Annotated in this window: 25 protein-coding genes; 24 read left to right on the top strand and 1 reads right to left on the bottom strand. The window is 62.9% G+C overall.

Annotation, left to right across the window (positions count from 1 at the left end):
* The first annotated feature begins 247 nt into the window (after window positions 1-247).
* The 24 genes from M2343_RS13285 to M2343_RS13170 all read left to right on the top strand — a co-directional run bounded on the left by M2343_RS13285 (window position 248) and on the right by M2343_RS13170 (window position 23,811).
* Complete coding sequence (locus M2343_RS13285; protein ID WP_264577034.1) at window positions 248-1,090, top strand: pyruvate, water dikinase regulatory protein; 843 nt, start codon at window positions 248-250, stop codon at window positions 1,088-1,090.
* Window positions 1,087-1,692 carry a Maf family protein gene (locus M2343_RS13280; RefSeq protein WP_264577033.1) on the top strand — a complete coding sequence of 202 codons (606 nt, stop codon included), beginning with the start codon at window positions 1,087-1,089 and terminating at the stop codon, window positions 1,690-1,692. The genes M2343_RS13285 and M2343_RS13280 overlap by 4 nt, the downstream gene beginning before the upstream one ends.
* The gene (locus tag M2343_RS13275) at window positions 1,689-2,513 is read left to right on the top strand and encodes a shikimate dehydrogenase family protein (RefSeq protein WP_264577032.1); all 825 of its coding nucleotides are present in this window, start codon (window positions 1,689-1,691) and stop codon (window positions 2,511-2,513) included. Before M2343_RS13280 ends, M2343_RS13275 begins: the two co-directional genes overlap by 4 nt.
* Window positions 2,514-2,535: 22 nt before the next feature.
* On the top strand, window positions 2,536-3,141 hold the full coding sequence (gene coaE / locus M2343_RS13270; RefSeq protein WP_264577031.1) for a dephospho-CoA kinase: 606 nt from the start codon (window positions 2,536-2,538) through the stop codon (window positions 3,139-3,141).
* A 27-nt stretch (window positions 3,142-3,168) separates the two neighbouring features.
* The gene (gene dnaQ / locus M2343_RS13265) at window positions 3,169-3,870 is read left to right on the top strand and encodes a DNA polymerase III subunit epsilon (RefSeq protein WP_264577030.1); all 702 of its coding nucleotides are present in this window, start codon (window positions 3,169-3,171) and stop codon (window positions 3,868-3,870) included.
* A gap of 67 nt (window positions 3,871-3,937) precedes the next feature.
* Window positions 3,938-4,525: a ribosome hibernation-promoting factor, HPF/YfiA family gene (hpf, locus tag M2343_RS13260; protein ID WP_181561069.1), complete on the top strand. Its 588-nt coding sequence runs from the start codon at window positions 3,938-3,940 to the stop codon at window positions 4,523-4,525.
* Between the two features lie 181 nt (window positions 4,526-4,706).
* Window positions 4,707-5,174, top strand: coding sequence for a PTS sugar transporter subunit IIA (locus M2343_RS13255; RefSeq protein ID WP_264577029.1), 468 nt, complete (start codon window positions 4,707-4,709; stop codon window positions 5,172-5,174).
* Window positions 5,134-5,646 carry a PaaI family thioesterase gene (locus M2343_RS13250; protein WP_264577028.1) on the top strand — a complete coding sequence of 171 codons (513 nt, stop codon included), beginning with the start codon at window positions 5,134-5,136 and terminating at the stop codon, window positions 5,644-5,646. The genes M2343_RS13255 and M2343_RS13250 overlap by 41 nt, the downstream gene beginning before the upstream one ends.
* Entirely contained in the window at window positions 5,643-5,984 is a 342-nt protein-coding gene (locus M2343_RS13245) for a DUF1491 family protein (RefSeq protein WP_264577027.1), read from the top strand. The genes M2343_RS13250 and M2343_RS13245 overlap by 4 nt, the downstream gene beginning before the upstream one ends.
* Window positions 5,985-6,158: 174 nt before the next feature.
* A complete protein-coding gene (locus M2343_RS13240) occupies window positions 6,159-6,779 on the top strand; it encodes a cell wall hydrolase (RefSeq protein ID WP_181561065.1) in 621 nt (206 codons plus the stop codon).
* Window positions 6,780-6,884: 105 nt separating this feature from the next.
* On the top strand, window positions 6,885-7,406 hold the full coding sequence (locus M2343_RS13235) for an MmcB family DNA repair protein (RefSeq protein WP_264577026.1): 522 nt from the start codon (window positions 6,885-6,887) through the stop codon (window positions 7,404-7,406).
* Window positions 7,407-7,512: 106 nt separating this feature from the next.
* Window positions 7,513-9,456, top strand: coding sequence for an acetate--CoA ligase (gene acs, locus M2343_RS13230; protein WP_264577025.1), 1,944 nt, complete (start codon window positions 7,513-7,515; stop codon window positions 9,454-9,456).
* Between the two features lie 87 nt (window positions 9,457-9,543).
* Window positions 9,544-11,076, top strand: a complete 1,533-nt coding sequence (locus tag M2343_RS13225; RefSeq protein ID WP_264577024.1) for an NAD(P)/FAD-dependent oxidoreductase — start codon at window positions 9,544-9,546, stop codon at window positions 11,074-11,076.
* Window positions 11,077-11,083: 7 nt separating this feature from the next.
* The gene (locus M2343_RS13220; protein ID WP_264577023.1) at window positions 11,084-11,485 is read left to right on the top strand and encodes a GtrA family protein; all 402 of its coding nucleotides are present in this window, start codon (window positions 11,084-11,086) and stop codon (window positions 11,483-11,485) included.
* On the top strand, window positions 11,482-13,257 hold the full coding sequence (locus M2343_RS13215; protein ID WP_264577022.1) for a hypothetical protein: 1,776 nt from the start codon (window positions 11,482-11,484) through the stop codon (window positions 13,255-13,257). Before M2343_RS13220 ends, M2343_RS13215 begins: the two co-directional genes overlap by 4 nt.
* A 152-nt stretch (window positions 13,258-13,409) precedes the next feature.
* Window positions 13,410-13,964: a F0F1 ATP synthase subunit delta gene (locus tag M2343_RS13210; RefSeq protein ID WP_264577021.1), complete on the top strand. Its 555-nt coding sequence runs from the start codon at window positions 13,410-13,412 to the stop codon at window positions 13,962-13,964.
* 30 nt (window positions 13,965-13,994) lie between these two features.
* Window positions 13,995-15,524 carry a F0F1 ATP synthase subunit alpha gene (gene atpA / locus M2343_RS13205; protein ID WP_181561058.1) on the top strand — a complete coding sequence of 510 codons (1,530 nt, stop codon included), beginning with the start codon at window positions 13,995-13,997 and terminating at the stop codon, window positions 15,522-15,524.
* 84 nt (window positions 15,525-15,608) lie between these two features.
* Window positions 15,609-16,481 (top strand): F0F1 ATP synthase subunit gamma, encoded by an 873-nt coding sequence (locus tag M2343_RS13200; protein ID WP_181561057.1) that lies wholly within the window; start codon window positions 15,609-15,611, stop codon window positions 16,479-16,481.
* Window positions 16,482-16,508: 27 nt separating this feature from the next.
* Window positions 16,509-17,954 (top strand): F0F1 ATP synthase subunit beta, encoded by a 1,446-nt coding sequence (atpD, locus tag M2343_RS13195; RefSeq protein WP_181561056.1) that lies wholly within the window; start codon window positions 16,509-16,511, stop codon window positions 17,952-17,954.
* 149 nt (window positions 17,955-18,103) lie between these two features.
* On the top strand, window positions 18,104-18,358 hold the full coding sequence (locus tag M2343_RS13190) for an ATP synthase F1 subunit epsilon (RefSeq protein ID WP_181561055.1): 255 nt from the start codon (window positions 18,104-18,106) through the stop codon (window positions 18,356-18,358).
* Between the two features lie 85 nt (window positions 18,359-18,443).
* Window positions 18,444-19,469 carry a glycosyltransferase gene (locus M2343_RS13185; protein WP_264577020.1) on the top strand — a complete coding sequence of 342 codons (1,026 nt, stop codon included), beginning with the start codon at window positions 18,444-18,446 and terminating at the stop codon, window positions 19,467-19,469.
* Window positions 19,466-21,403 carry a GtrA family protein gene (locus M2343_RS13180; RefSeq protein WP_264577019.1) on the top strand — a complete coding sequence of 646 codons (1,938 nt, stop codon included), beginning with the start codon at window positions 19,466-19,468 and terminating at the stop codon, window positions 21,401-21,403. Before M2343_RS13185 ends, M2343_RS13180 begins: the two co-directional genes overlap by 4 nt.
* Window positions 21,404-21,428: 25 nt before the next feature.
* Window positions 21,429-22,916, top strand: coding sequence for a CpaF family protein (locus tag M2343_RS13175; RefSeq protein ID WP_264577566.1), 1,488 nt, complete (start codon window positions 21,429-21,431; stop codon window positions 22,914-22,916).
* An 88-nt stretch (window positions 22,917-23,004) separates the two neighbouring features.
* Complete coding sequence (locus M2343_RS13170; RefSeq protein WP_264577018.1) at window positions 23,005-23,811, top strand: class I SAM-dependent methyltransferase; 807 nt, start codon at window positions 23,005-23,007, stop codon at window positions 23,809-23,811.
* Window positions 23,812-23,839: 28 nt separating this feature from the next.
* On the opposite strand, the gene M2343_RS13165 is transcribed toward M2343_RS13170, so the two are convergent.
* On the bottom strand, window positions 23,840-24,517 hold the full coding sequence (locus M2343_RS13165; protein ID WP_264577017.1) for a DsbA family oxidoreductase: 678 nt from the start codon (window positions 24,515-24,517) through the stop codon (window positions 23,840-23,842).
* Window positions 24,518-24,590: the final 73 nt, after the last annotated feature.

Raw genomic sequence — 24,590 nt, 5'->3', positions numbered from 1 at the left:
TTGGGGAGTGGACAACGGGCATTATTCGCTCATCACCCTTTTGCCAACAGCTTGACCTCAGGCGACCCGTGAAGCCGGGACGAGTCGCCGGCGTTATCCCCATGATTCACAGCCTGTGTGCAACCCATTGCGGCTGTGGATAGATGATCGGGTTCCGACAGGGTGAGTGGGCATGAATTGAGGGGAAGCAGTTATCCACAGTTCTGTCCCTTGTGTTATCCCGCAATGTTCCACATGAACGGTGGATATGGACCGCCTGAACCTGCATCTGCTTTCGGATTCCACCGGCGAAACGCTCGAGCATATCGGCAAGGCGGCACTCGCCCAGTTCGAGAATGTCGAGACGATCCGCCATTTCTGGCCGATGGTGCGTTCCGAACAGCATCTTGAGCGCATCTTGGAAGAAGTGGCGCGCAATCCGGGCATGGTGCTGTTCACCCTGGCCAACCCTACCCTGCGTCGCCGGCTCGAAAATGGCTGCCGGGCCATCGGCATCCCCTATGTCGCGCCGCTCGATCCAGTGACGGACGCCATGTCCAATTTGTTGGGCCAGGAAATGCGCAATCGTCCCGGTCGCAAACATGTGCTGGACGAAGCCTATTTTGCGCGGATCGACGCCATCCAGTTCACCATCGCCCATGATGACGGCGTCGGCTGGGAGAATTGGGAGGAGGCGGATATCGTCCTCGCCGGCGTGTCCCGCACGTCAAAGACGCCGACGAGCATTTATCTCGCCAATCGCGGCTACAAGACGGCCAATATTCCGCTGGTGCTGGAATCCCCGCCCCCGACGAGCCTGTTCAAATTGCGCCACCCGATGGTGGTCGGCCTGACCGCTGGCGCCGAGCGGCTGGTGCAGGTGCGGCGCAACCGGCTGCTGTCACTCAATCAGGCGCCGGAAACGGCCTATGTCGATCTTGAGCGCGTGAATGGCGAGGTGGCGCATGCCCGCCGCATGTTTGCCGATCAGGGCTGGCCGGTGATCGATGTCACGCGCCGTTCCATCGAAGAAACCGCCGCAGCCATCGTCAACCTGTATCAGGAACGACTGAAGAGCAGCAGCGGCCTGCCGGGGCTTGGGCCGGTATGAGCACACCGCCTCTTCTGCTCGCCTCGCAGAGCGAAAGTCGCCGGCGCCTGCTCGCCGACGCTGCCGTGCCGTTCGAGACAGTTCCGGCCGGTGTGGACGAGGATGCGATCAAGGCCAGTCTGGTCGCCGAGGGCCTGAACGCCCGCGATCTGGCCGACGCGGTGGCGGAATGGAAATGCCGTCGCCCGTCGATGCGGCACCCGGACGCGTTCGTGCTGGGCTGCGACCAGACGCTGGAGCTGGATGACGGCAGCCTGATCGACAAGGTGGAGACACGGGAAGCCGCGGCCGATCTGCTCGCGCGGATGAGCGGCCGGGCGCATAAGCTCCACAGCGCGGCCGTGATCGCGCAGGCCGAGCAGGCGCAATGGCGCCAGATCGAGAGCGTCACGCTCCAGATGCGTCCGCTCAGCGCGGCTTTCATCGACCATTATCTGGACCTCGACTGGGAGCAGTGCCGCTGGTGTGTCGGCTGCTATCGCATTGAGGGGCCGGGCGCGCAGCTTTTCTCGCGCATTTCCGGCAGCCTCTTTGCCGTACAGGGCCTGCCCCTACTTCCTTTACTCGACTATTTGCGCGTGCGCTCTATCTTGCCGGCATGAGTCAGGGAAAACCATATGCCGAGGTGATCGGCGACCCCATCGCGCACAGCAAGTCGCCGGTCATCCACAATTTCTGGCTGGAAGAGCTGGGCATCGATGCGGAGTATCGCAAGACCCGGGTCGCGCCGGACGAACTGGCCGGCTATTTCCTCAGGCGCCGGGCCGATCCGGACTGGCTGGGCTGCAACATCACCATTCCGCACAAGATCGCGGCGCTGGATTATGTCGATGATCCTGGCGGTGTGCGGGATCGTATCGGTGCCATCAATACGGTCGCCTGCGAAACCGGCGGGCCGCTGATCGGCACCAACACCGACGCAGGCGGATTTCTGCAGCCCTTGCTGGCACGCGGCTGGAGCGGCACCAGCGCCATTCTGGCCGGCACCGGCGGCGCGGCGCAGGCAATCGGGTTCGCCTTGCGGTCCGTGGGCGTGACCGACCTGACGATCGTGGCACGCGATGCCGCCAAGGGGCAGGCTTTGCTGGACCGGCTGGGTCTGGCCGGCCGCGTGCAGGATTTCGATGCGGCACTGCCGGCAGCCGATCTGCTGGCCAATTCCACTTCGCTCGGGATGGTCGGGCAGCCGGCATGGACGCCCGATCTGTCACCGTTGCCGGATAAGGCAATGGTCTACGACATCGTCTATGCCCCGTTGGAAACACCGCTGCTGGCGGCGGCGCGCAAGCGCGACCTCATGTGCATTGACGGGCTGGAGATGCTGATCGGCCAGGCCGCGCTCGCCTTTGACATCTTCTTCGATGCCCAGCCGCCGCGCGAGCTGGATGCGCAGTTGCGCGAACGCCTGCTCGTGCCTGCCTGACCGCCGCTTGTCGGGTCTGCGCGTGAGACATCGTCCATTCCGCATCGGACTGACCGGATCGATCGGCATGGGCAAATCGACCGCAGCCGCCATGTTTCGCGCAGCGGGCGTGCCGGTGTTCGATGCCGATGCCGCAGTCCATCATTTGCAGGGGCCCGGCGGCGCCTTGCTCGGCGCGATTGAAGCGCGCTTTCCCGGCACCACCAGCGCTGCCGGCGTCGATCGCCGGATGCTTGGTGCCCGGGTGATCGGCCAGCCAGAGGAAATGCGGGCGTTGGAGCGGATCGTGCATCCCGCCGTTGCCGGGGCGCGCGCAGCGTTTCTGCGTCGTCACCGCAGCCGGCCGATGGTCGTTCTCGATATCCCGCTGCTGTTCGAAACGCGGGGCGAGCGGCACATGGACTTGGTCGTCGTCGTTTCCGCTGCGCCGTCTCTCCAGCGGCGGCGCGTGCTTCGCCGGCCCGGCATGACCGCAAAGCGGTTTGAAGCCATCAAGGCCAGTCAGCTTCCCGATCACCTCAAGCGCCGCCATGCCGACCTGGTGCTGGATACAGCACAGCCAAAATGGCGGATGAGAGCGCGGATTTTTCGTCTCGTTGCTTGCCTTCGCACGGCGCTGGTCCGATAATGCCTCCCCAACGAGTGAAATGCCACGATGCGTGAAATCGTCTTCGATACTGAAACCACCGGCTTTGATCCGCTCAGCGGTGACCGTCTTGTCGAAATCGGCTGTGTCGAGCTGATCAATCGCATCCCGACCGGCGAAACCTACCACGCCTATTTCAATCCCCAGCGCGATATGCCCGCCTCGGCCGAGGCGGTTCACGGGCTGTCCGCGCGCTTTCTCTCCGACAAGCCTTTGTTCGGCAGCAAGGCCGCAGAGTTGCTCGAGTTTCTCGGCGATTCAATGCTGGTCGCGCACAATGCGCGGTTCGATTTCGGCTTTCTCAACGCCGAGCTGGAGCGGTGCGGCCATCCCACCGTCGACATGGGGCGGATGATCGACAGCCTGACGATTGCGCGGACCCTTCACCCCGGTGCCAAGCACAGTCTTGATGCCCTGTGCAGTCGCTACGGGATCGACCGCAGCCACCGCATCAAGCATGGCGCGTTGCTGGACGCGGAATTGCTCGCGCAGCTCTATATCGAACTGACCGGCGGGCGTCAGATCGGCCTCACCTTGATGGCGGAAGAACAGATCACCGTCACCGTGACGACCACACAATCCATGGCCATTCCGGCTGCCCGCCCGTTCCGCCCGGCCCGTCTGTTTTCGCCGAGCGCGCAGGAACTGGCGCGTCATGCCGCGTTTCTGGAAAAGATCGATCACCCTTTGTGGCTCGATCGCCCGTCCTGAGGATTATCCTCACTAGGCGGCGCGCCACGTTCATAGACCATCAGGTCCAACAAGAAGGAGAAATCAGATGGAAATCCGCGTATCGGGTCATCAGGTCGACACCGGCGAGGCGCTTCAGGCGCATGTTGCCGAGCGGATGCAGGCGATCGCCGACAAGTATTTCTCGCGCACCATCTCCTCCAGCGTGACATTCAGCAACGCGCCTCATGGCGCCTTTCGCTGCGACATCGTCTGCCATGTGATGGCAGGGCTGATCCTCAAGGGCGCGGGCGAGGCCCATGATGCCCATGTCTGCTTCGATCAGGCCGCGGAACGCATCGAAAAGCAGCTGCGCCGCTACATGCGGCGGCTGAAAGATCGCCACAGCCAGGCGCTCGCCGCCGAAGCCCAACGCGATGCGCCCGGCATCGACGATGCCAATTATGTCGTCTTCCAGTCCAGCGAAGCGGAAGAGGAAGTGGACGTCGATGCACCGGTGGTGATCGCGGAGATGCGCGTGGATATTCCGCGCGCCAGCGTATCCGATGCGGTGATGATGCTCGATCTGCGCAATACCAATGCGCTCATGTTCCTCAACAGCAGCACGGCCACCTTCAACATGGTCTATCGTCGCACTGACGGGACCATCGGCTGGGTGGAGCCGCCCCGCGCCTGAACGCGCTCGAGGGCTGCGCGCGATGCGCAGCCCTCCCTCCCCTGACCCCCTCCCCGGCAACCGGTTGACCCGAATGGCCTTTGCGCCTATCAGCCGGCCAAGTTTTTTCCAGGCGGCCATGATGGGTGGACTTCACCCCGGCGCAGAAATCCCCAGGTCGGCCGCAGGACACGGGTTGAACATGGATAATTTCAGCGACTTGCTCGCGGCGAACGCTGTTTCGTCCGCGGTGGCCCTTCCTAACAAGAAACAGCTTTTCCTGAAGCTGGGTCAGTTGGCGGCCGATGCCTATGGGCTCGATGCCGCCGAGGTTGTCGAGTGCATCACCGAGCGGGAACGCCTTGGCTCGACGGGCTTTGGTGGCGGAATCGCGATTCCCCACGCCAAGCTGGAAGGGCTTGAGAGCGTCCATGGCGCCGTGGTGCTGCTGGCCGAGCCGATCCCCTTCGATGCAATCGACGATGTGCCGGTGGATGTCGTGTTCATGCTGCTCTCCCCACAAGATAGTGGCGCCGAGCATCTCAAGACTCTGGCCCGCGTCTCGCGCCTGCTCCGTAACGAGCGCCATCTTGCGCGCATTCGTGGCGTTGGCTCGGACGCCGCGCTCTATGCCCTGCTCGCCGGCGGCGAGTCGCGTGACGCAGCCTGACGGCACGCCGCCATCCGGCGAGGCCGCGCATTTCCGGGCGCTCGAACGGCTCTATGCCTCGGCGCCGATCAACGGATTATTCCCCTCAAGGCTGGATATCTCGGCCCCCGGCGAGGCGCGCATCGTCATCGACGTGACGCCGGACTATTTCCATGCCGCAGGCGCCACCCATGGCACGCTGTATTTCAAGATGCTCGACGATGCGGCTTTTTATGCCGCCAACAGCCTCGTCACGGATCGCTTCCTCCTCACCACCGCATTCAACCTGCTGTTCACCCGCCCGCTCAAGGCGGGGCCGATCGTGGCGGAAGGGAAATGGCTGAGCGGCAAGCGACGCGTTTTCGTCGCCGAGGCGCGCCTTGTCGATGCCGAGGGGGAGGAAGTGGGTCGCGGGACCGGCACGTTCATGCGCTCCACCATCCCGCTGGTCGGCCTGCCGGGTTATGTGCGCCCGGAAGTAGGAGACCGGTGACCGCACGCCTGACGAGCCAGATCCTCATCGGGGTTCTGTTGCGCCGTGTCCAGGCGCAGGGGGGGCATGGCACCGTGCTTCACAAAGGGGAGCCGTTGAGCGGAACCATCGTCGTGCAGGCGGTGGATCGCGGCCGGACAATCGGGCTTTTTGAGCGTGTTACGTCCCTTGACGGGACTCTTTCTCTCACGCCCTGCGGACCACGGGATTTAACCCAAGACTCTGAAATATCACAATATATAGACAGAAGAACCCGGGTGGACCCCGACATCTGGTTCGTGGAACTGGATGTCGCAGACGGGGAACGGCTCGCCGCCGAGATACTGTGCACGAGTTGACAGTTCCCGGCTGAGCGGCCAAAGGCCCCACCAACTCGCGCAGGTTGCGTGTGGCCGTCATGGGGACAGGTCATCGCAAACACGCAGACGGGGGGCGGACCGGAGCGCTGAGCGTTGCACGATAGATGCGACCTGCATTCCGATCTCCGACCCACCGCACAGTACTGAGAATGAATGCCCAATCGTGTCGTGGTCGCCATCGTGGCGACCGTTGGACTTCTCTCGTCCACAATCGCTCTGGCTGCTGCTCCTGAGGGGACAGCCCGCCAAGGTTTCTCGACAATGCTCGAGGTTCCCGCCGTCGTCGCTGCAAGCCTGACGACCCCCGCAACGGTTGAACCCGATGCCGAGACGGCTCCGAACGAAGCCGCTTCTGCCGACTCTGTCGATTCGCTGGCCGAATTGGTTCAGCAGGCCAATGTCGAAGAGATTTCCGACGCTGATGCGAAATGTCTCGCCACCACCATTTATTATGAAGCGCGCAGCGAGAGCCTGACCGGCCAGCTCGCCGTTGCCAATGTCGTGCTTGAGCGGGCGCGGTCCGGGCGTTTCCCCACCAGCCTGTGCGGCGTCGTCACGCAGCCGGGTCAGTTCAGTTTCGTCCGTCAGGGCCAGCTGCCCACGCCGACCCATGCCGGTCAGTGGCGCACCGCGCGCGCAATCGCCCAGATTGCGCTGGACGGAAGCTGGGACAACCCGGTGGAAGGCGCCCTGTTCTTCCATTCCGCGCGCGTGTCGCCGAACTGGAAGCATGATCGCCTCACGCGCATTGGCGGTCACATCTTCTACCGCTGAGCCAACCAATCATCACAAGCCGGGCCGGGTCAGCAGAGCGCTGGGCCGGCCCGTCTCGTTTGAGCTTGGCTTGCAGTTGTTCTTATTGTGTTCTAATCCCGCCACATGGCCTCACATCCTGAACCTGCGCTTGAACCTGTGATCGCCTGCGATCCTGCATTGACCGATGGAACGGCGCTGGCCGTCACGCGCGGAGTGCTGCGTCTCTTTGCGCGCCACGATATTTTCGGCATTTCCGAAGTGCCGCTTCCCAATGGTCGCCGGCTCGACATCATGGCTGTGGATGCCCGCGGCCAGATTATTGCCGTGGAAATCAAATGCAGCCGTGCCGACCTGCTCGGGGACGGCAAATGGCCGGACTATTTCGATTATTGCGATCGCTACTTCTGGGCCGTGCCTGTCGGCTTTGATCTCACGCTGTTCGAGTCCGAGGCGCTGTGGCCAGGGCGCACGGGGCTCATCGTTGCCGACCAATATGATGCCGAAATCCTTCGCCCTGCGCCCAGCGAGCCTCTGGCGCCCGCGCGGCGCAAGCTCGAAGTGCAGCGGCTTGCGCGCCGCGCGGCGCGCCGGTTGACTCAGATCACCGATCCGGACGGCCAATTGCTGTGGAGCAACGACGCCTGAGACTGGTCCCGGCTTCTGGGACCGCCGTTCCGTGCCATCCGCGATGGACTTGGCATGGCTGGCAAAACGGCTAAGGTTGGCGCCATAACAGTCTTTGGAGAAGTGCGTGAGCCAGCCCCTCTACCCTGTGCCTGCGAATTGGCGCGAGCGCGCCTATGTGACCGGTGACGATTATTCACGCCTGTATACGCAATCGATTGCAGAACCAGAGAGCTTCTGGCGCAAGGAGGTGGCGCGGCTCGACTGGATCAAGGACTTCACCCAGGTCAAGGACGCCAGCTTCGATGAAGCTGACTTCGGCATCAAATGGTTCGCCGACGGCACGCTCAACATCGCGGCCAATTGCCTCGACCGGCATCTGGCGGAGCGCGGCGATGTGCCGGCGATCCTCTGGGCCGGCGACAATCCCGATGAGAGCCGCACGATCACCTATCGCGAATTGCACGGGGAAGTTTGCCGCTTTGCAAATGTGCTGAAGGCGCAAGGCGTCCGCAAGGGCGACCGGGTCACCATCTACATGCCGATGATCCCGGAAGCGGCGATGGCGATGCTCGCCTGTGCCCGTATCGGCGCCATCCACTCGGTGGTGTTCGGCGGCTTCTCGCCGGACAGTCTGGCGGGGCGCATCACCGATTGCGATTCCACGGTGGTGATCACGGCCGACGAGGGCGTGCGCGGGGGCAAGACGATCCCGCTCAAGGCCAATGTGGATGAAGCGCTGGACGACTGCACCTGCGTGGAATCGGTGATTGTGGTGCGCCGGACCGGCAATGCCGTTGCGATGACAGAGGGCCGCGATCATTGGTATGACGTGCTGCGCGACAGCGTCTCGGACGATTGCCCGGCCGAGGAAATCGGCGCCGAGGATCCGCTGTTCATCCTCTACACCTCAGGATCCACCGGCAAGCCCAAGGGCGTGCTGCACACCAGCGCAGGCTATCTGCTCTGGGCGGCGATGACGCATCATTACGTGTTCGATTACCGCCCCGGCGATATCTATTGGTGCGCCGCCGATATCGGCTGGGTCACCGGCCACAGCTATATCGTCTACGGCCCGCTCGCCAACGGCGCGACGACGGTGATGTTTGAGGGCGTGCCGCATTATCCCGATTTCAGCCGGTTCTGGCAGGTGGTCGATCAGTTCAACGTAAGCACCTTCTATGCCGCGCCGACCGCGATCCGCGCCCTGATGCGCGAGGGCGATGCGTGGGTGGAGAAGACCAGCCGCAAGAGCCTGCGCATCCTCGGTTCGGTCGGCGAGCCGATCAATCCCGAGGCGTGGGACTGGTATCACCGCGTCGTGGGCGACGGGCGCTGCCCGATCATGGACACCTGGTGGCAAACTGAAACCGGCGGCCACATGATCACGCCCCTTCCCGGCGCGATCGATCTCAAGCCCGGCAGTGCCACCAAGCCGTTCTTCGGCGTGCTGCCGCAGATCGTCGATACCGAAGGCAAGATCCTCGAAGGCCCGTGCGAGGGCAATCTGGTGATTGCCGAGAGCTGGCCGGGCCAGATGCGCACCGTGTGGGGCGATCATGAGCGCTTCTTCCAGACCTATTTCAGCACCTATCCCGGCAAATATTTTACCGGCGATGGCTGCCGGCGCGATGAGGATGGCTATTACTGGATCACCGGCCGGGTCGATGACGTCATCAACGTCTCCGGCCACCGCATGGGCACGGCCGAGATCGAATCGGCACTGGTTGCGCATGCCAAGGTGGCCGAGGCGGCCGTGGTAGGCATGCCGCATGACATCAAGGGACAGGGCATCTACGCCTATGTCACGCTGAATGTCGGCATCGAGGGCGATGACGAACTACGCAAGGCGCTGGTGCAATGGGTGCGTTACGAGATCGGCCCCATCGCGACGCCCGATGCGATCCAGTTCGCTCCTGCCCTGCCCAAGACCCGCTCGGGCAAGATCATGCGCCGGATTCTCCGCAAGATTGCCGAGGACGCGGTGGATCAGCTTGGCGATACCTCCACGCTAGCGGACCCCGCCGTGGTGGATCACCTCGTCGCCAACCGGCAGCGCCCGGCGCGCTGAGGCACCGAGCGGCGTGGATTAATGGAATATTAGGCAAGATCCTTCACTCCCGGAGTCGACCTATTCGGTTCCGGGGGACCTGCCTGAATGTCGAATTCCGCCCATTCCGTTGATGTGGCCATCATTGGTGCTGGCCCGGCCGGGCTGACCGCTGCCTATCTGCTGACCAAGGCGGGGCTGCGCGTGACGGTGATCGAGAAGGATTCCGCGCAGGTCGGGGGCATCAGCCGCACGGTCGAGCATGAGGGATTCCGCTTCGATATCGGCGGCCACCGCTTCTTCTCGAAATCGCAGGAGGTGGTCGATCTGTGGAACGAGATCCTGCCCCATGATTTCATCGAGCGGCCCCGCATGAGCCGCATCTATTATCAGGGCCGCTTCTACAGCTATCCGCTGCGTGCCTTCGAGGCGCTGCGCAATCTCGGCATCATCCGCTCGACCCTGTGCATGCTGAGCTACGCCAAGGCCAAGATCGCGCCGATCAAGCCGGTGCGCAGCTTCGAGGACTGGGTGGTCAACCAGTTCGGTCGCAAGCTCTATTCCATCTTCTTCAAGACCTACACCGAGAAGGTGTGGGGGATGCCGTGCGATACCATGTCCGCCGACTGGGCGGCGCAGCGCATCAAGGGCCTGAGCCTGGGCAAGGCGGTGCTGGATGGCCTCAAGCGCAGCCTTGGCCTCAACAAAAAGCCAAACAACGGCATGGGTGCCAAGACCCTGCTCGAGAATTTCCGCTACCCGCGCCTCGGGCCCGGGATGATGTGGGATGCGGCGCGCGATCGCGTGGTCGAAGGCGGCAATCATGTGCTGATGGGCCATGCCCTCAAGCAGATTCACCGCGATCAGGTGACAGGCCGGTGGCGCGTTACCGCGACGCGGGCGGCCGGCGATACAGTCGCGATCAGTGCCGACCATGTGATCAGCTCCGCGCCGATGCGGGAGCTGGCGAGCCGCATCCATCCGGTGCCCAAGACGCTCGGGCACGCGCTGGCGCTCAACTATCGCGATTTTCTGACAGTCGCGCTGATGATCCGCTCCGAAGACCTGTTTCCGGACAATTGGATCTACATCCACGATCCGCGCGTGAAGGTGGGCCGGGTGCAGAATTTCCGCAGCTGGTCACCCGAAATGGTGCCCGATCCCGATATCGCTTGCGTGGGCCTGGAATATTTCTGCTTCGAGGGCGACGGGCTCTGGTCATCCAGCGATGACGAGCTGATCGCGCTGGCGACCGAGGAGATGGTACTGATGGGCCTCATCCGCGCGGATCAGGTGGTCGGCGGCGCTGTGGTGCGTCAGGAGAAAGCCTATCCCGTCTATGACGAGGCTTATGCGGCGAATGTCGCGGCCATTCGCGCCGAGCTGGAGTATACATATCCCACGCTGCACCTGATCGGGCGGAACGGGATGCATCGCTATAACAATCAGGATCACGCGATGATGACGGCCATGCTGACCGTGCGCAATATCATCGCCGGCAAGCGGGTGTTCGATATCTGGGGCGTCAACGAGGATGCCGAATATCATGAAGCGGGCCATGAGGGCGCCCTGAGCGCGGGAGAGCGTGCGGCGCTGGAGAGCCAGCGCGCCGTGCCCGCCGGGCGCCGCATGGTGGCATGATCGGGTGATGGGCGCGTTCCTGGCCGGGCTGCTCGGCCACACCTATCTGCGTTATAGTCTTGCCAGCCTCGTGGCGCTGGCTGGCGACGTGGGGCTGTTCATGGCTGGCCTGCACCTGGGCATGGCCCCTGCCGCCGCAGCGGCTTTTGGCTATATGGCCGGCATCCTCATGCACTGGCTGATCTCCTCGCGCCTGGTCTTCGCGCAAGGCCTCGCTGCGAGCGGCGCGGATCGCGTTCGTCAGAAGGCGCTGTTCGTGGGGTCTGCGCTGATCGGTCTGGCGCTGACGACCGGTATCGTCGCGCTCGGTGCGATGCTCGGGGTGATGCCCCTGCTCGCCAAGGCGCTGGCGGTCGCTGTCAGTTTCCAGGCGACCTATATGTTGCGCAAGGCGATCGTTTTCGCATGACTGCCGGGGATGTTTCGGGCCAGCGCCTCGGGCACGGTGAGCCCTTTTACCGGTACGTGCCCCTCATCTGGCTTTTCGCCATGGCCCTTCTCGCCATTCCCAATTGGACCGAGACAAGGGCGGGTTCGCTCGGCGATCCGGACAATTACATGCGCATGGTCCAGGTCCGCGACTGGCTGAATGGCCAGGCGTGGAGCGACGTCACCCAATATCGCATGAACCTGCCGACCGGTGGGGACCTGCACTGGTCCCGGCTGGTGGACCTGCCGATCGCTTTGATGATCGTGCTGCTTCGGCCCCTTGTCGGCCAGCCCATGGCCGAAGTCGTCGCATTGGTGGCGGTGCCGGCCCTGCTCTGTCTCGCCCTGATGCTCGTCATGGGCCGGCTGCTCCGGGATATCGCCGGGCGGGAGGTCGCATTGCTGATGCTCGCCCTGTTGCCCGCATGCCTCATGGTCGGGCTGCAGTTTGCGCCGATGCGGGTCGATCATCATGGCTGGCAGTTGCTGATGGCCGCCTGCGCCCTGCTGGCGTGGACCCGGCCCGGCCGCTGGGCTGCGGTTGGATGTGCGCTGGCTTGTGCGGTCTGGATGCATGTATCCATTGAGGGCCTGCCTTATGCGGCGCTGTTCGCCGGCCTCTATGCGCTTGCGTTTGTGCGCACCGGCGATCGGCGCATCCATCTGTTCATGGCGGCGCTGATCGGCGCGAGCCTGTTGCTGATTCTCGGCACCCGCGGCGCTGGCCTGATTGTGGAGAGCCATTGCGACGCGATCTCCGCGCCCTACATCGCCGCGCTGTTCATTGCGGGCGCAATGCTCTTCCTGGTCGACCGCCTGCTTCGTCCTGCCAATCCAACCATGCGCCTCGTCCCGCTTATTGTCGCCGGAGCCAGCGCCGCCGCTGCGGTCGCGCTGATCGCGCCCGCCTGTCTGGCGGGGCCATTTGCCGGGCTGGATCCTCTGGTGCGCGATTACTGGTATTATAGCGTCCGCGAGGGCCTGCCCTTCTGGCGACAGGGCGGCGCGTTCGCGACCTTGATGATTCTGGCACCTCTCCCCGGCGTCATCGCCGCTATGTGGCGGGCCTGGGCTTGTCGCCGGTCGCATGATGCAACAACGTGGCTCGGTTTGGCGTTGGCGGCCGCCTTCGCCTGGCTGCTCGGCATGACCGTGATGCGGGCCACAGCGGTGGCAGAGCTTTATGCCCTGCCCGGCATGGCCACCGCCATCATGCTGCTCGCCGGCCAGCGTCATCATTTTCGGCCGCGAATCGGCTGGAGCCTCGCGATGGCGGGCACCCTGCTCCTCTCGACGGCACTCCCGGCCTATGGGCTCGGCCAGATGCTGTTCCCGCCCGATAAAGGCAGCACCGACGCGCGGACGGATGGCGACTGCCCGGCCGCCATCGCCAGCCCGATGTTCAAATCTCTGGGTGCGGGCCAGATCTTCGCTCCGATCGATATGGGACCGCTGATTCTCTATCGCACCGATCTCTCCATCGTCGCAGCGGGCTATCATCGGAACAGTGCCGCGATGGCGACAGTCATTCGCGCCTTCACGGCCAAGCCCGACAACGCGCGCGCGATCGTCCTCGCGACACCCGCCCAATATCTGCTGCTGTGCCCGACCGCGCCGGAAGCGCGCAATTATCTCAAGGCCGCACCTCGCGGCCTTGCTGCCAGTCTGACGGAAGGGCAGGTGCCGGCCTGGCTTGTCCCCGATGACCGCCTGCAGCAGCCGGGCGCGCGTTTGTACCGCATTTTGCGCTGACGCCACGCCTTCCGGCGCATCCGTGCCCGGCCTGTCCCTCCCGACTTGCATCGCAGGGCGACCCCTGCTAACCGCCCCCCCGTGTCAAGGGGGGTGCAGCCGTACCTCCCCTTTTCTGGCGCGATTCAATTCGGACAAGAGGCAAGGCGCGCGTGGAGCATTCCAGCGGTATTCAGGCTAGCTTGGCGGGGCGTTATGCGCTCGCGCTTTTTGAGCTGGCGCGGGACAAGGGGGCGCTCGATTCGGTGGCGGCAAGCCTTGAGACTCTCAAGGCCGCACTGGCCGAATCGAACGATCTCAAAGCGTTGACGCAGAGCCCGCTGGTCGGCCGCGACAATGCCGCCAAGGCGATCAAGGCCGTGGCGCAGAGCCTCGGGCTCGATTCGCTGACGGAGCGGACGCTGGGCGTACTGGCGCAGAATCGCCGCCTCTCGCAGATTCCTGCCGTGATTCGGGCATTCTCCACGCTGCTCTCTGCCCATCGTGGCGAGACGCGTGCAGAAGTGACCTCCGCCTTCCCGCTGACCCAGGACCAGCAGAACGCGCTGGCCAGGCAGCTCAAGGCGCGCACGGGCCGCGACATGGCTCTTGATCTTACCGTCGATCCCGAAATCATGGGTGGCCTCGTCGTCAAGATGGGCAGCCAGATGATCGACAGCTCGCTCCGTACCCGACTGAACAAGCTCGCCCAGGCGATGCGCGGCTAACGCGCCAAAGAATCCGATGAAAGGCTGAACATGGATATCAACGCCGCAGAAATCTCCAAGGTCATCAAGGACCAGATCGCCAACTTCGGCGCCGAAGCGGAAGTCAGCGAAGTCGGCACCGTGCTCAGCGTCGGTGACGGCATCGCGCGCATCCACGGCCTCGACAAGGTTCAGGCCGGTGAGATGGTCGAGTTCTCCAACGGCGTGCAGGGCATGGCCCTCAACCTGGAAGCCGACAATGTCGGCGTCGTGATCTTCGGCTCGGACGCCGAGATCAAGGAAGGTGACGTCGTCAAGCGGACCGGCACCATCGTGGACGTTCCGGTCGGCAAGGGCCTGCTCGGCCGCGTGGTTGACGGCCTCGGCAACCCCATTGACGGCAAGGGCCCGATCCAGTCGGACCTGCGTTCGCGCGTCGAGGTGAAGGCCCCGGGCATCATTCCCCGCAAGTCGGTGCATGAGCCGGTGCAGACCGGCCTCAAGGCCATTGACGCGCTGGTGCCGATCGGCCGTGGTCAGCGCGAGCTGATCATCGGTGACCGCCAGACCGGCAAGACCGCTGTCGCGATCGATACCTTCATCAACCAGAAGGGCCCGAACGCCGGCACCGACGAGAGCAAGAAGCTCTACTGCATCTATGTCGCCGTCGGCCAGAAGCGCTCGACCGTTGCGCAGATCGTCCGTCAGCTCGAAGAGAATGGCGCAATGGAATATTCCATCGTCATTGCCGCGACTGCTTCCGAGCCGGCGCCGCTGCAGTTCCTCGCGCCCTATACCGGCGCCGCGATGGGCGAGTATTTCCGCGACAATGGCATGCACGCCGTGATCGTGTTCGACGACCTTTCCAAGCAGGCCGTCGCCTATCGCCAGATGTCGCTGCTGCTGCGTCGTCCTCCGGGCCGCGAAGCCTATCCGGGCGACGTCTTCTATCTGCACAGCCGTCTGCTCGAGCGTGCCGCCAAGATGAACGACGCCAATGGCGCCGGTTCGCTCACCGCGCTGCCGATCATCGAGACGCAGGCCGGCGACGTGTCCGCCTACATTCCGACCAACGTGATTTCGATCACCGACGGTCAGATCTTCCTCGAAACGAACCTGTTCTATCAGGGCATCCGTCCTGCCATTAACGTGGGTCTCTCGGTGTCTCGCGTGGGTTCGGCGGCGCAGACCAAGGCGATGAAGAAGGTGTCCGGCTCGATCAAGCTGGAGCTGGCCCAGTATCGCGAAATGGCCGCGTTCGCCCAGTTCGGCTCGGACCTCGACGCCTCGACGCAAAAGCTGCTGAACCGCGGTGCGCGCCTGACGGAGCTGCTAAAGCAGCCGCAGTTCTCGCCCCTGCCTTTCGAGGAGCAGACCGTGTCGATCTTCGCCGGCACCAATGGCTATCTCGATGGCATCGCGACCAGCGACGTCACCCGCTACGAAGCGGCGATGCTGGCCCATATGCGCGCCCACCATGCCGATATCCTGGCCGCGATTCGCGACAGCCGTGACCTCGGCGACGATGTGAAGGCCAAGGTCAAGGACGTGCTGGACGCGTTCGGCAAGACGTTCGCCTGAGATGGTTCGCATCCCCATCGGCCTAGCCGGTGGGGACCTGATGCCGGCATGACCGGCACGACGATGAAAAGGTAGGTTGAGCCAGTGGCTTCGCTCAAGGAACTCAAGGGTCGGATCGCCTCGGTCAAGTCGACCCAGAAGATCACCAAGGCCAAGCAGATGGTCGCTGCGGCCAAGCTGCGCAAGGCGCAGGCGGCGGCCGAAGCCGGGCGCCCCTATGCCCAGCGGCTTGAGAAGGTTGTGGCCAGTCTTGCCGGCAAGGTGACCGGCGACAGCGCACCGCGTCTGCTTGCGGGCACGGGCAAGGACGACGTGCATCTGCTCGTTGTGGCCAATGGCGACAAGGGTCTGGCGGGTGCCTTCAACGCCAACATCGTCAAGGCGGCTGTCGCCAAGGCGCGTGTGCTGATCGCACAGGGCAAGACGGTGAAGTTCTACCTCATCGGCCGCAAGGGTCGCGCGGTGATCGCGCGCACCTTCCCCGGCCTCATCGCCGGTCAGTTCGATACGACGGACGTGCGCACGCCCGGTTTCGACGAGGCCCAGGCCGTGGCGCAGGACATCTCCGAGCGCTTCTTCGCCGGCGAGTTCGACGTGGCTCATCTCTTCTATGCCGCGTTCCGCTCGCCGCTGGTGCAGACGCCGACCGAGCAGCAGATCATCCCGGTCGCTGTGCCGGCGGATGCGCCTGCCTCTTCGGGCGCCGCCGTCGAATATGAGCCGGACGAGGAAGCGATCCTCGCGGATCTCTTGCCGCGCAACATCACCATCCAGATCTTCAAGGCGTTGCTGGAGAACATGGCCAGCGAGCAGGGCGCATCGATGACCGCGATGGACAATGCGACGCGCAACGCTGGCGATCTCATCAATCGTCTGACGATCGAGTACAACCGCAGCCGTCAGGCCGCGATCACCACCGAGCTGGTGGAAATCATTTCGGGCGCAGAAGCGCTTTAACGGACAAGCAGGCAAGGAAGCAGAGACATGGCAGCCACCAACAATGTCGGCAAGATCAGCCAGGTGATCGGCGCCGTCGTCGACGTGATCTTCGAGGATCGGCTCCCGGCGATTCTCTCGGCGCTCGAGACGGACAATAACGGCCAGCGGCTGGTGCTCGAAGTGGCGCAGCATCTGGGTGAGAACACCGTGCGCACGATTGCCATGGACGCCACCGACGGTCTGACCCGCGGTCAGGACGTGGTCGACACCGGCGCGCAGATCTCGGTGCCGGTCGGCCCGATGACGCTCGGCCGCATTCTCAACGTGATTGGCGAGCCGATCGACGAGCGTGGCCCGGTGAATGCCGCGACCACCGCGCCGATCCACGCCAAGGCTCCGGAGTTCGTCGACCAGTCGACCGAGACCAGCATTCTGGCGACGGGCATCAAGGTCATCGATCTGCTCGCGCCTTATGCCAAGGGCGGCAAGATCGGCTTGTTCGGCGGCGCCGGCGTGGGCAAGACCGTGCTCATTCAGGAGCTGATCAACAACATCGCGAAGGGCCATGGCGGCACCTCGGTGTTCGCCGGCGTCGGCGAGCGCACGCGTGAAGGTAATGATCTCTATCACGAGTTCCTGGATGCCGGCGTTATCGCCAAGGATGCCGACGGCAACCCGACGCCGGAAGGCTCCAAGGTGGCGCTGGTGTTCGGCCAGATGAATGAGCCCCCGGGCGCCCGTGCGCGCGTGGCGCTCTCGGGCCTGACGATCGCCGAATATTTCCGCGACCAGGAAGGGCAGGACGTGCTCTTCTTCGTCGACAACATCTTCCGCTTCACGCAGGCCGGCTCGGAAGTGTCTGCTCTGCTCGGCCGTATTCCTTCGGCCGTGGGCTATCAGCCGACGCTCGCGACCGACATGGGCGCGCTGCAGGAGCGCATCACCTCCACTAACAAGGGCTCGATCACCTCGGTGCAGGCCATTTACGTGCCGGCAGACGACTTGACCGACCCGGCGCCGGCCACCAGCTTCGCGCACCTTGACGCCACGACCGTGCTCAACCGCGCGATCTCGGAGCTGGGCATCTACCCGGCCGTGGACCCGCTCGACTCGACCAGCCGCGTGCTGACCGCCGCCGTCGTGGGCCAGGAGCATTACGACACGGCCCGCCGCGTTCAGGAGACGCTGCAGAAGTACAAGTCGCTGCAGGACATCATCGCGATCCTGGGCATGGACGAACTGTCGGAAGAGGATAAGCTGACCGTCGCCCGTGCGCGCAAGATCCAGCGCTTCCTCTCGCAGCCCTTCCACGTCGCCGAGGTGTTCACCGGCATTCCGGGCAAGTTCGTCCAGATCGAAGACACGGTGAAGAGCTTCAAGGCCGTCGTCGATGGTGAATACGACCATCTGCCCGAGGCTGCCTTCTACATGGTCGGCGGCATCGACGAAGCCATCGAGAAGGGCAAGAAGCTGGCTGCGGAAGCAGCCTGATCTGACGGCTTGAAGCGCCTTTCGCCGATGGCGAGAGGCGCCGGCACCCTTTCGCGGGGTGTAATCGAAACAGGGTCGGCGCCGGGCATGTTCAGCCGGCGCGACCATTCCACCCTTTACCCCTCCGATGTGAGGGGGGAGAGAAGACCATGGCACTGCACTTCGAACTCGTGACCCCTGAGAAGCTCGTCCTCTCGCAGGACGTCCACATGGTCGTCGTGCCCGGCACCGAGGGCGAATTCGGCGTGCTGGAAGGCCACGCGCCCTTCATGTCCACCGTCAAGGACGGCGCCCTCAAGGTCTACGACCGCGACGGCGCCGAGCCACGCGTGATCATGGTCGAAGGGGGCTTTGCTGAGGTGAGCGAGGCTGGGTTGACGGTGCTGGCTGAGAAGGCTGGCTGAGGGCCGAGGAGCCTTCGGAAAATAGCCTTTATAGAATCTCAACGCCTGGCCTTTATGTGCGGCTCCAGATTGGAAGGGGCAGCAGATGGTTAGCGAACACGCGATCGAGATAGGGTCAGTCGATCTATCGGTAGTCGTACCCTGCTACAATGAGGAAGGCGGAATAGAGGAGCTGGTCCGGCGGGTGACGGTTGTCTGCGAGGCTGCGTTTGAGACTAGCTATGAGATCATCCTAGTCAACGACGGATCGACCGACGCCACGTGGTCACAAATCATGAAGGCGGTCAATGCGGGACGGGGTGTCACCGGTGTGAATTTGGCGCGAAACCACGGCCATCAACTTGCGCTAACAGCCGGGTTACACCAGAGTCGAGGTGAGTTGATCTTCATTCTGGACGCAGACCTACAGGATCCGCCTGAACTCCTCCCAGATATGCTCAAACGGATAAGGGACGGTTATGATGTCGTCTACGGCCAGCGGGTGGCGCGTCATGGTGAGGGCGTATTCAAAAGGGCAACGGCCTGCATTTTCTACCGTTTGATGGGTAAAATCGTTGAAGTTGACATCCCGGCCGACACTGGCGATTTCCGGTTGATGACACGGCGGGTACTTGCCCACCTCAATGCAATGCCAGAACGCTATAGGTTTGTTCGCGGAATGGTGAGCTGGCTTGGCTATAACCAATGTGCGCTCCCATATGAACGTGACCCGCGATTCGCTGGGTCTACCCACTACCCCCTGCGAAAGATGATTGCGTTTGCCCTTGACGCTGCGACGAGCTTCTCCGTGTTGCCCCTCCGTTTTGCTTCGTACTTGGGCCTGTTATTTGCTCTCGCCGGCGTGCTTGCGCTCGGCTGGGTGGGTTATGCTTATGTTGTGTCAGGAACGGTCGCGGGCTGGACAAGTCTCGCCGCTCTGATCCTAGTGCTCGGAAGCATTCAGCTCCTTATTTTAGGAGTGTTCGGAGAATATCTGGGCAGAATGTACATGGAAACCAAGCGCCGTCCCCTCTTTCTTATCAAAGAGATAGTCGCTTTGCCGGTGCAGTCGGCTAATCCGGTGCACAATCTTGACCAAGGTTTGCGGGCCCGCCTCTCGGACGTAGCATGAGTGAACTCCTTTCGTCCGCTGCTCGGTTTGGAACCGTGGGCGCCGTTAACACTGCGCTCAGTCTCCTGATTATCGCGGCTATGCTCGCGGCAGGTTATAGCGACCTGACAGCGAACGTCGTGGGTTATGCAGGCGGCCTTTCATTCTCGTTTTTTGCTAACCGTGTTTGGACGTTTCGTCGGACGGGGGAAGCTGCGCTGCAGGAGGGGCTTCGCTTCCTATTCGCGTTCGCAGTCGCATACAGCACGAACGTCTGCGTTCTACTATCCCTGCGCGCGGCTGGCCAGTTTAATGGTATTATACTGCAAATACCTGGCATGGTGTTATACACGACGGTATTTTTCATCATGTCACGCTTTTACGTATTCCGCGAAAAATTTGATTTCTCGGCAGTAAAATATACGATGCGCTCTTGGTGGCCGGAAATCACCATTTTCTTTGCAAGTGCCATAACTGCAATTGTCCTCACAACAATTCCCCTGACCCATGACGTTGTGTGGCAGATCTGGATCGCCCGGCGAATTATCCAAGGGGCGGTGCTTTACAAGGATATCTGGGAGCTAAATCCCCCGATTTGGTTCTGGTCTGCCATCCCCATCGTACAGTTCGCAGATATAATTGGCGTTGCCCCACGCTACCTGCTCGTGGCCACCGTTATTGCTATGGGAACGGCATCTGCGCTTGCGATCGGTGCTCTCGGCGACTTCGGAACCGCCGCGCGACGCTGTGCGGTAATGCTTTTTTGCTACTGGTTCATGGTCGCCTTGCCGCTGTTCGATTTCGGACAACGCGAGCAACTCGCTTTGATCTGCGCGCTGCCTTATGCTGCTCTGATATCTAGGCGACGGTCGGGGCACGAAGTTGTGCCATGTTTGGCGGTCGCTATTGGGTTGGCAGCCTCCTACGGCTTCGCGTTAAAGCACTATTTCCTGGCTATTCCAGTTCTTTTGGAGGCTTGGCTCTTCCTTTCATTGCGCCGCCGGTGGTCACCCGTGCGACCCGAAACGGCAGTGCTAGCGGTCATGGCAGGGCTCTACGCTGCGGCGGTCATAGTGCTGGCGCCTGACTTCCTGACGCGCATGGTGCCAATGGTACGGGCTGCCTATCACGGCTACGAAGTTCCATTCTTGCTAATGATAGATGAGCCTGCGCAAATCGTGTGGCTGATCGGTGGGCTGGCTTTCGTGATGAACAGAAGGCTTGTCGACCCCGATAAACCAATAGACACAGCATTTGCTCTCGTTGCCATAGGATTCGGTTTCGCCTATTTCGCACAACTCAAAGGATGGCAGTATCATGCTCTGCCGGTTACTGGCGCTTTGCTTGCTGCAGTAGCCGTTCGCATTACGTCTCAAGGCATTCGGGCAGTCCCTCGTTATCCACTCGGCGCGGCTGTTATCGGGTTTGCTGTCTATATCGGGATTGCGCAGGGGCCTTATCAAAACTGGTTGGAACGAGAGACGGGCGCGCTGCTTGGCAGTGTTCCAAAAGGACAACCAGTGGCGGTTTTGGCCGCCGACCCAATGTTCCAATGGCCTGCAATTGAGCGGCTAGGGTTGGAGTGGCCGCTTCACCTCTATTCTTATTGGATGCTCCCTGCGATCGGGAATGTCGCGGTACATCCGTCTGATCCTGGGCTGATCCGTTCTTTGGCCGCCACGATATTGCTTCAAACCGATCGCGATTTGCGCTGTCGTCCGCCAGCGTTAATCCTCGTCGAGCGAATGGAACACAGCTACGGGGTTCCCAGACGGTACTTCAACGTCCAGTCCTTCTTTGCATCTGACCAATCCATCGCCGCCTTTCTCAGGGCTCATTATCGAGAGGAGGCAGGCACCCGCCTGTTTGCTGCTTACCGTCGGATAGGCGAAGTGCCTCGGCGATGTTCCGACTTTAATCTTTCGCAACCTATGGCGGCTAAGTGGTTGCGGTGATTCTACGCAATTCTGTGGTTCGATGATGAACGCATTTGGACGAAAGAACGGTTTGGGCGGCAAGCCATCCTTCGGGGTGGCGCGGCCGATGCATGGACCGGGAGCAGCCCCGACAAGTCCATCTCCAGCAGCGGAGCCTATTGCCCCCGATCTTCCGGCCAATCCCATCCCCGATCGTCACGCCGATGCGCTCGGGCGCCTCAATGAGCGGATGAATTCCGAGCATGCGCAGACCGATCATTCGCAGGGATTCGAGGCCAACGTCCATCGCATCAAGGAGCAGGTGCTGCCGCGCTTGCTGGAGCGAGTGGACCCGGAAGCGGCCGCGACGCTGACCAAGGATGAGCTGGCCGAGGAATTCCGGCCGATCATCATGGAGGTGCTGGCGCAGCTTAAGCTCACGCTCAACCGGCGCGAGCAGTTTGCACTGGAGAAGGTGCTGGTTGATGAGCTGCTCGGGTTCGGGCCGCTCGAGGAATTGCTGGCCGACCCGGATATCAGCGACATCATGGTCAATGGCCCGGCCCAGACCTACATCGAGAAGAAGGGCAAGCTGCAACTCGCGCAGATTCACTTCCGCGATGAGGAGCATCTGTTTCAGATCGCCCAGCGCATCGTGAATCAGGTCGGCCGCCGGGTCGATCAGACCACGCCGCTGGCGGACGCCCGCCTGCCGGATGGCAGCCGCGTCAACGTGATCGTGCCGCCGCTCTCGTTGCGCGGTACGGCGATCTCGATTCGTAAGTTCGCCGCCAAGCCGATCACGCTGGACATCATGGCGCGGGGCGACTCGATGTCCGACAAGATGGCAACGGCGCTCAAGATCGCCGGGGCCTGCCGGTTCAACATCGTGATTTCGGGCGGCACCGGCTCGGGCAAGACGACGATGCTGAATGCCCTCTCCAAGATGATCGATCCGGGCGAGCGCGTGATCACCATCGAGGACGCGGCGGAACTGCGTCTTCAGCAGCCGCACTGGCTGCCGCTCGAAACCCGGCCGCCGAACCTGGAAGGGCAGGGGGCGATCACCATCGGCGATCTCGTCAAGAACGCCCTGCGTATGCGCCCGGACCGCATCATTCTGGGCGAAATTCGTGGCGCGGAGTGTTTCGATCTGCTCGCAGCCATGAACACCGGCCATGATGGCTCCATGTGTACGCTCCACTCCAACAGCCCGCGCGAGTGCCTCGGCCGTATGGAGAACATGATCCTGATGGGCGACATCAAGATCCCCAAGGAAGCGATCTCCAAGCAGATCGCCGATTCGGTGGACCTGATCGTGCAGGTGAAGCGCCTGCGCGACGGTTCGCGCCGTGTGACCAACGTCACCGAGGTGATCGGCATGGAGGGCGACGTGATCGTCACCCAAGAGCTGTTCAAGTTCGAGTATCTGGATGAAGATGCGGACGGGCGGATCATCGGCGAATATCGCTCCATGGGCCTGCGCCCCTATACGCTGGAGAAGGCGCGCGGCTTCGGCTTCGATCAGGCATTGCTCGAAGCCTGCCTCTAAGGGCAGCGCGTTCGTCCCTCATTGGGTTGCGCTCCGTCCGGGCTTGCGACATCTTGCCGCACAACGCCCCCTCACGGAGAGACACGCCATGCCTTTCAGGACATCCCTCATGCTCGCCGGTGCGTTTCTGCTCGCTGGTGGTGGCGTCGCCACCGCTCCGGCACTGGCAACCACTGAGGCAGCCGTCACCATCAAGCCGGACATCGCCGCAGCCGTGGCTGCGCCGACCCGCACAGCCAGCAATGTTGCACGCGACACATATCGCCACCCGGCCGAAACGCTGAGCTTCTTCGGCGTGAGCGGCAATCAGACAGTCGTCGAATATTTCCCCTCCGGTGGCTGGTATCTCGAGATTCTCGCCCCTTTGGCGGCCAAGGGTGGCGGCACCTATTATGGCGTCCAGCCCGGCGGGCAGGGGCGCCAGTCCACAGAGAAGCTGATCGCATCCAATTCCGCGCTCTATGGCGGGGTGAAGCTGGTCGAGCTGACCGAGGTGCCAGATGGCGCGGCGGATACTGTGCTCACCTTCCGCAATGTCCACAATATGGTCATGCGCGGCAATGGTGGCGAGATTTTCGGCCAGTTCTTCCGGATGCTCAAGCCCGGTGGCGTGCTGGGCGTGGTCGATCATCGCCTGCCCGAAGACCGCGACACCGCGGCCGAGAAGACGAGCGGCTATCTGAAAGTCTCGACGGTCCGCAAGTTGGCTGAAGATGCCGGCTTCGTTCTGGAGGCAAGTTCCGACGTGAACGCCAATCCGCGCGACACGGCCGATTGGGCCACCGGCGTCTGGACGCTGCCGCCGACCCTGCGCAATGGCGCGGTCGATCGGGACAAATATCTGGCGGTGGGCGAAAGCGACCGCATGACGTTGCGGTTCCGCAAGCCCGGCTAAGCGGCACGGCCCCGCTCAGCCCCATCTTTTACGCGGGGGCGGGCGGGTTGCCGTCTGATGGGGCCTGTGCGGCGATCTGCCGCAACGCCTGCTCATAGGCTTCCGCGGGCTGCGCGCCGGAGATCAGGTAGCGACCGTCGATGATCGCTGCCGGCACGCCTGTCACGCCGCGGGTCCGCCAGAGATATTCGGCCTGGCGCACATCATTGGCATATTGGTCCGAGCCGAGAACCGCGCCTGCGGTATCCCGATCCAGCCCGGCTTGCTCGGCGGCGTCGAGGAGCACGTCAGCGGTCGCGATATTCTCGTTGCGGCTGTGATAAGCCTCGAACAAGGCGCGCGCGAGGGCCGGCTGCCGGCCCTGCAGCCCGGCCCAATGCATCAGGCGATGGGCATTGAAGCTGTTGTAGACGCGCGTCTCCAGCGAGGTCTTCATCTCGAAGCCCAAAGCGGCGGCGCGATCGCTCACCACGGCGCGGCGCTGGAGGATCTCGTCGGGCGTTGATCCATAAGCCTGCGCAAGATGATCGACGACGGTGCGGCCCTGCGGCGCCATATCCGGGCTGAGCTCGAACGGCTGGAAATGCAGGTCGACATCGACGTCACCCGTCAGCCGACCGATCGCCTCTTCAAGCCCGAGCAGGCCCAGCACGCACCAGGGACAGGCGATATCGGATACGAAGTCTATTCTGAGGGTAGGGGTCATGGTCTCTCCTGATCGCGACGAATGTAGCGGAGGGGAGGGGGAGCACAACCCCGGCGAGGGCCGTCTACCGCCG

Origin of the sequence: Sphingobium sp. B8D3B (assembly GCF_025961875.1) — a bacterium.
Classification (GTDB): domain Bacteria; phylum Pseudomonadota; class Alphaproteobacteria; order Sphingomonadales; family Sphingomonadaceae; genus Sphingobium.
The sequence above is the reverse complement of the archived record's forward strand: the minus strand, read 5'-3'. Positions and strand labels throughout refer to the sequence as shown.

Coding starts and splice junctions, on each gene's coding strand:
- M2343_RS13285 (WP_264577034.1), top strand. CDS start 248: ATGGACCGCCTGAACCTGCATCTGCTTTCGGATTCCACCGGCGAAACG.
- M2343_RS13190 (WP_181561055.1), top strand. CDS start 18,104: ATGGCACTGCACTTCGAACTCGTGACCCCTGAGAAGCTCGTCCTCTCG.
- M2343_RS13180 (WP_264577019.1), top strand. CDS start 19,466: ATGAGTGAACTCCTTTCGTCCGCTGCTCGGTTTGGAACCGTGGGCGCC.
- M2343_RS13255 (WP_264577029.1), top strand. CDS start 4,707: ATGGATAATTTCAGCGACTTGCTCGCGGCGAACGCTGTTTCGTCCGCG.
- M2343_RS13235 (WP_264577026.1), top strand. CDS start 6,885: ATGGCCTCACATCCTGAACCTGCGCTTGAACCTGTGATCGCCTGCGAT.
- M2343_RS13280 (WP_264577033.1), top strand. CDS start 1,087: ATGAGCACACCGCCTCTTCTGCTCGCCTCGCAGAGCGAAAGTCGCCGG.
- M2343_RS13185 (WP_264577020.1), top strand. CDS start 18,444: ATGGTTAGCGAACACGCGATCGAGATAGGGTCAGTCGATCTATCGGTA.
- atpA (WP_181561058.1), top strand. CDS start 13,995: ATGGATATCAACGCCGCAGAAATCTCCAAGGTCATCAAGGACCAGATC.
- M2343_RS13165 (WP_264577017.1), bottom strand. CDS start 24,517: ATGACCCCTACCCTCAGAATAGACTTCGTATCCGATATCGCCTGTCCC.
- atpD (WP_181561056.1), top strand. CDS start 16,509: ATGGCAGCCACCAACAATGTCGGCAAGATCAGCCAGGTGATCGGCGCC.
- M2343_RS13240 (WP_181561065.1), top strand. CDS start 6,159: ATGCCCAATCGTGTCGTGGTCGCCATCGTGGCGACCGTTGGACTTCTC.
- M2343_RS13225 (WP_264577024.1), top strand. CDS start 9,544: ATGTCGAATTCCGCCCATTCCGTTGATGTGGCCATCATTGGTGCTGGC.
- M2343_RS13275 (WP_264577032.1), top strand. CDS start 1,689: ATGAGTCAGGGAAAACCATATGCCGAGGTGATCGGCGACCCCATCGCG.
- M2343_RS13175 (WP_264577566.1), top strand. CDS start 21,429: ATGAACGCATTTGGACGAAAGAACGGTTTGGGCGGCAAGCCATCCTTC.
- M2343_RS13250 (WP_264577028.1), top strand. CDS start 5,134: ATGCCCTGCTCGCCGGCGGCGAGTCGCGTGACGCAGCCTGACGGCACG.
- M2343_RS13220 (WP_264577023.1), top strand. CDS start 11,084: ATGGGCGCGTTCCTGGCCGGGCTGCTCGGCCACACCTATCTGCGTTAT.
- M2343_RS13215 (WP_264577022.1), top strand. CDS start 11,482: ATGACTGCCGGGGATGTTTCGGGCCAGCGCCTCGGGCACGGTGAGCCC.
- dnaQ (WP_264577030.1), top strand. CDS start 3,169: ATGCGTGAAATCGTCTTCGATACTGAAACCACCGGCTTTGATCCGCTC.
- hpf (WP_181561069.1), top strand. CDS start 3,938: ATGGAAATCCGCGTATCGGGTCATCAGGTCGACACCGGCGAGGCGCTT.
- M2343_RS13170 (WP_264577018.1), top strand. CDS start 23,005: ATGCCTTTCAGGACATCCCTCATGCTCGCCGGTGCGTTTCTGCTCGCT.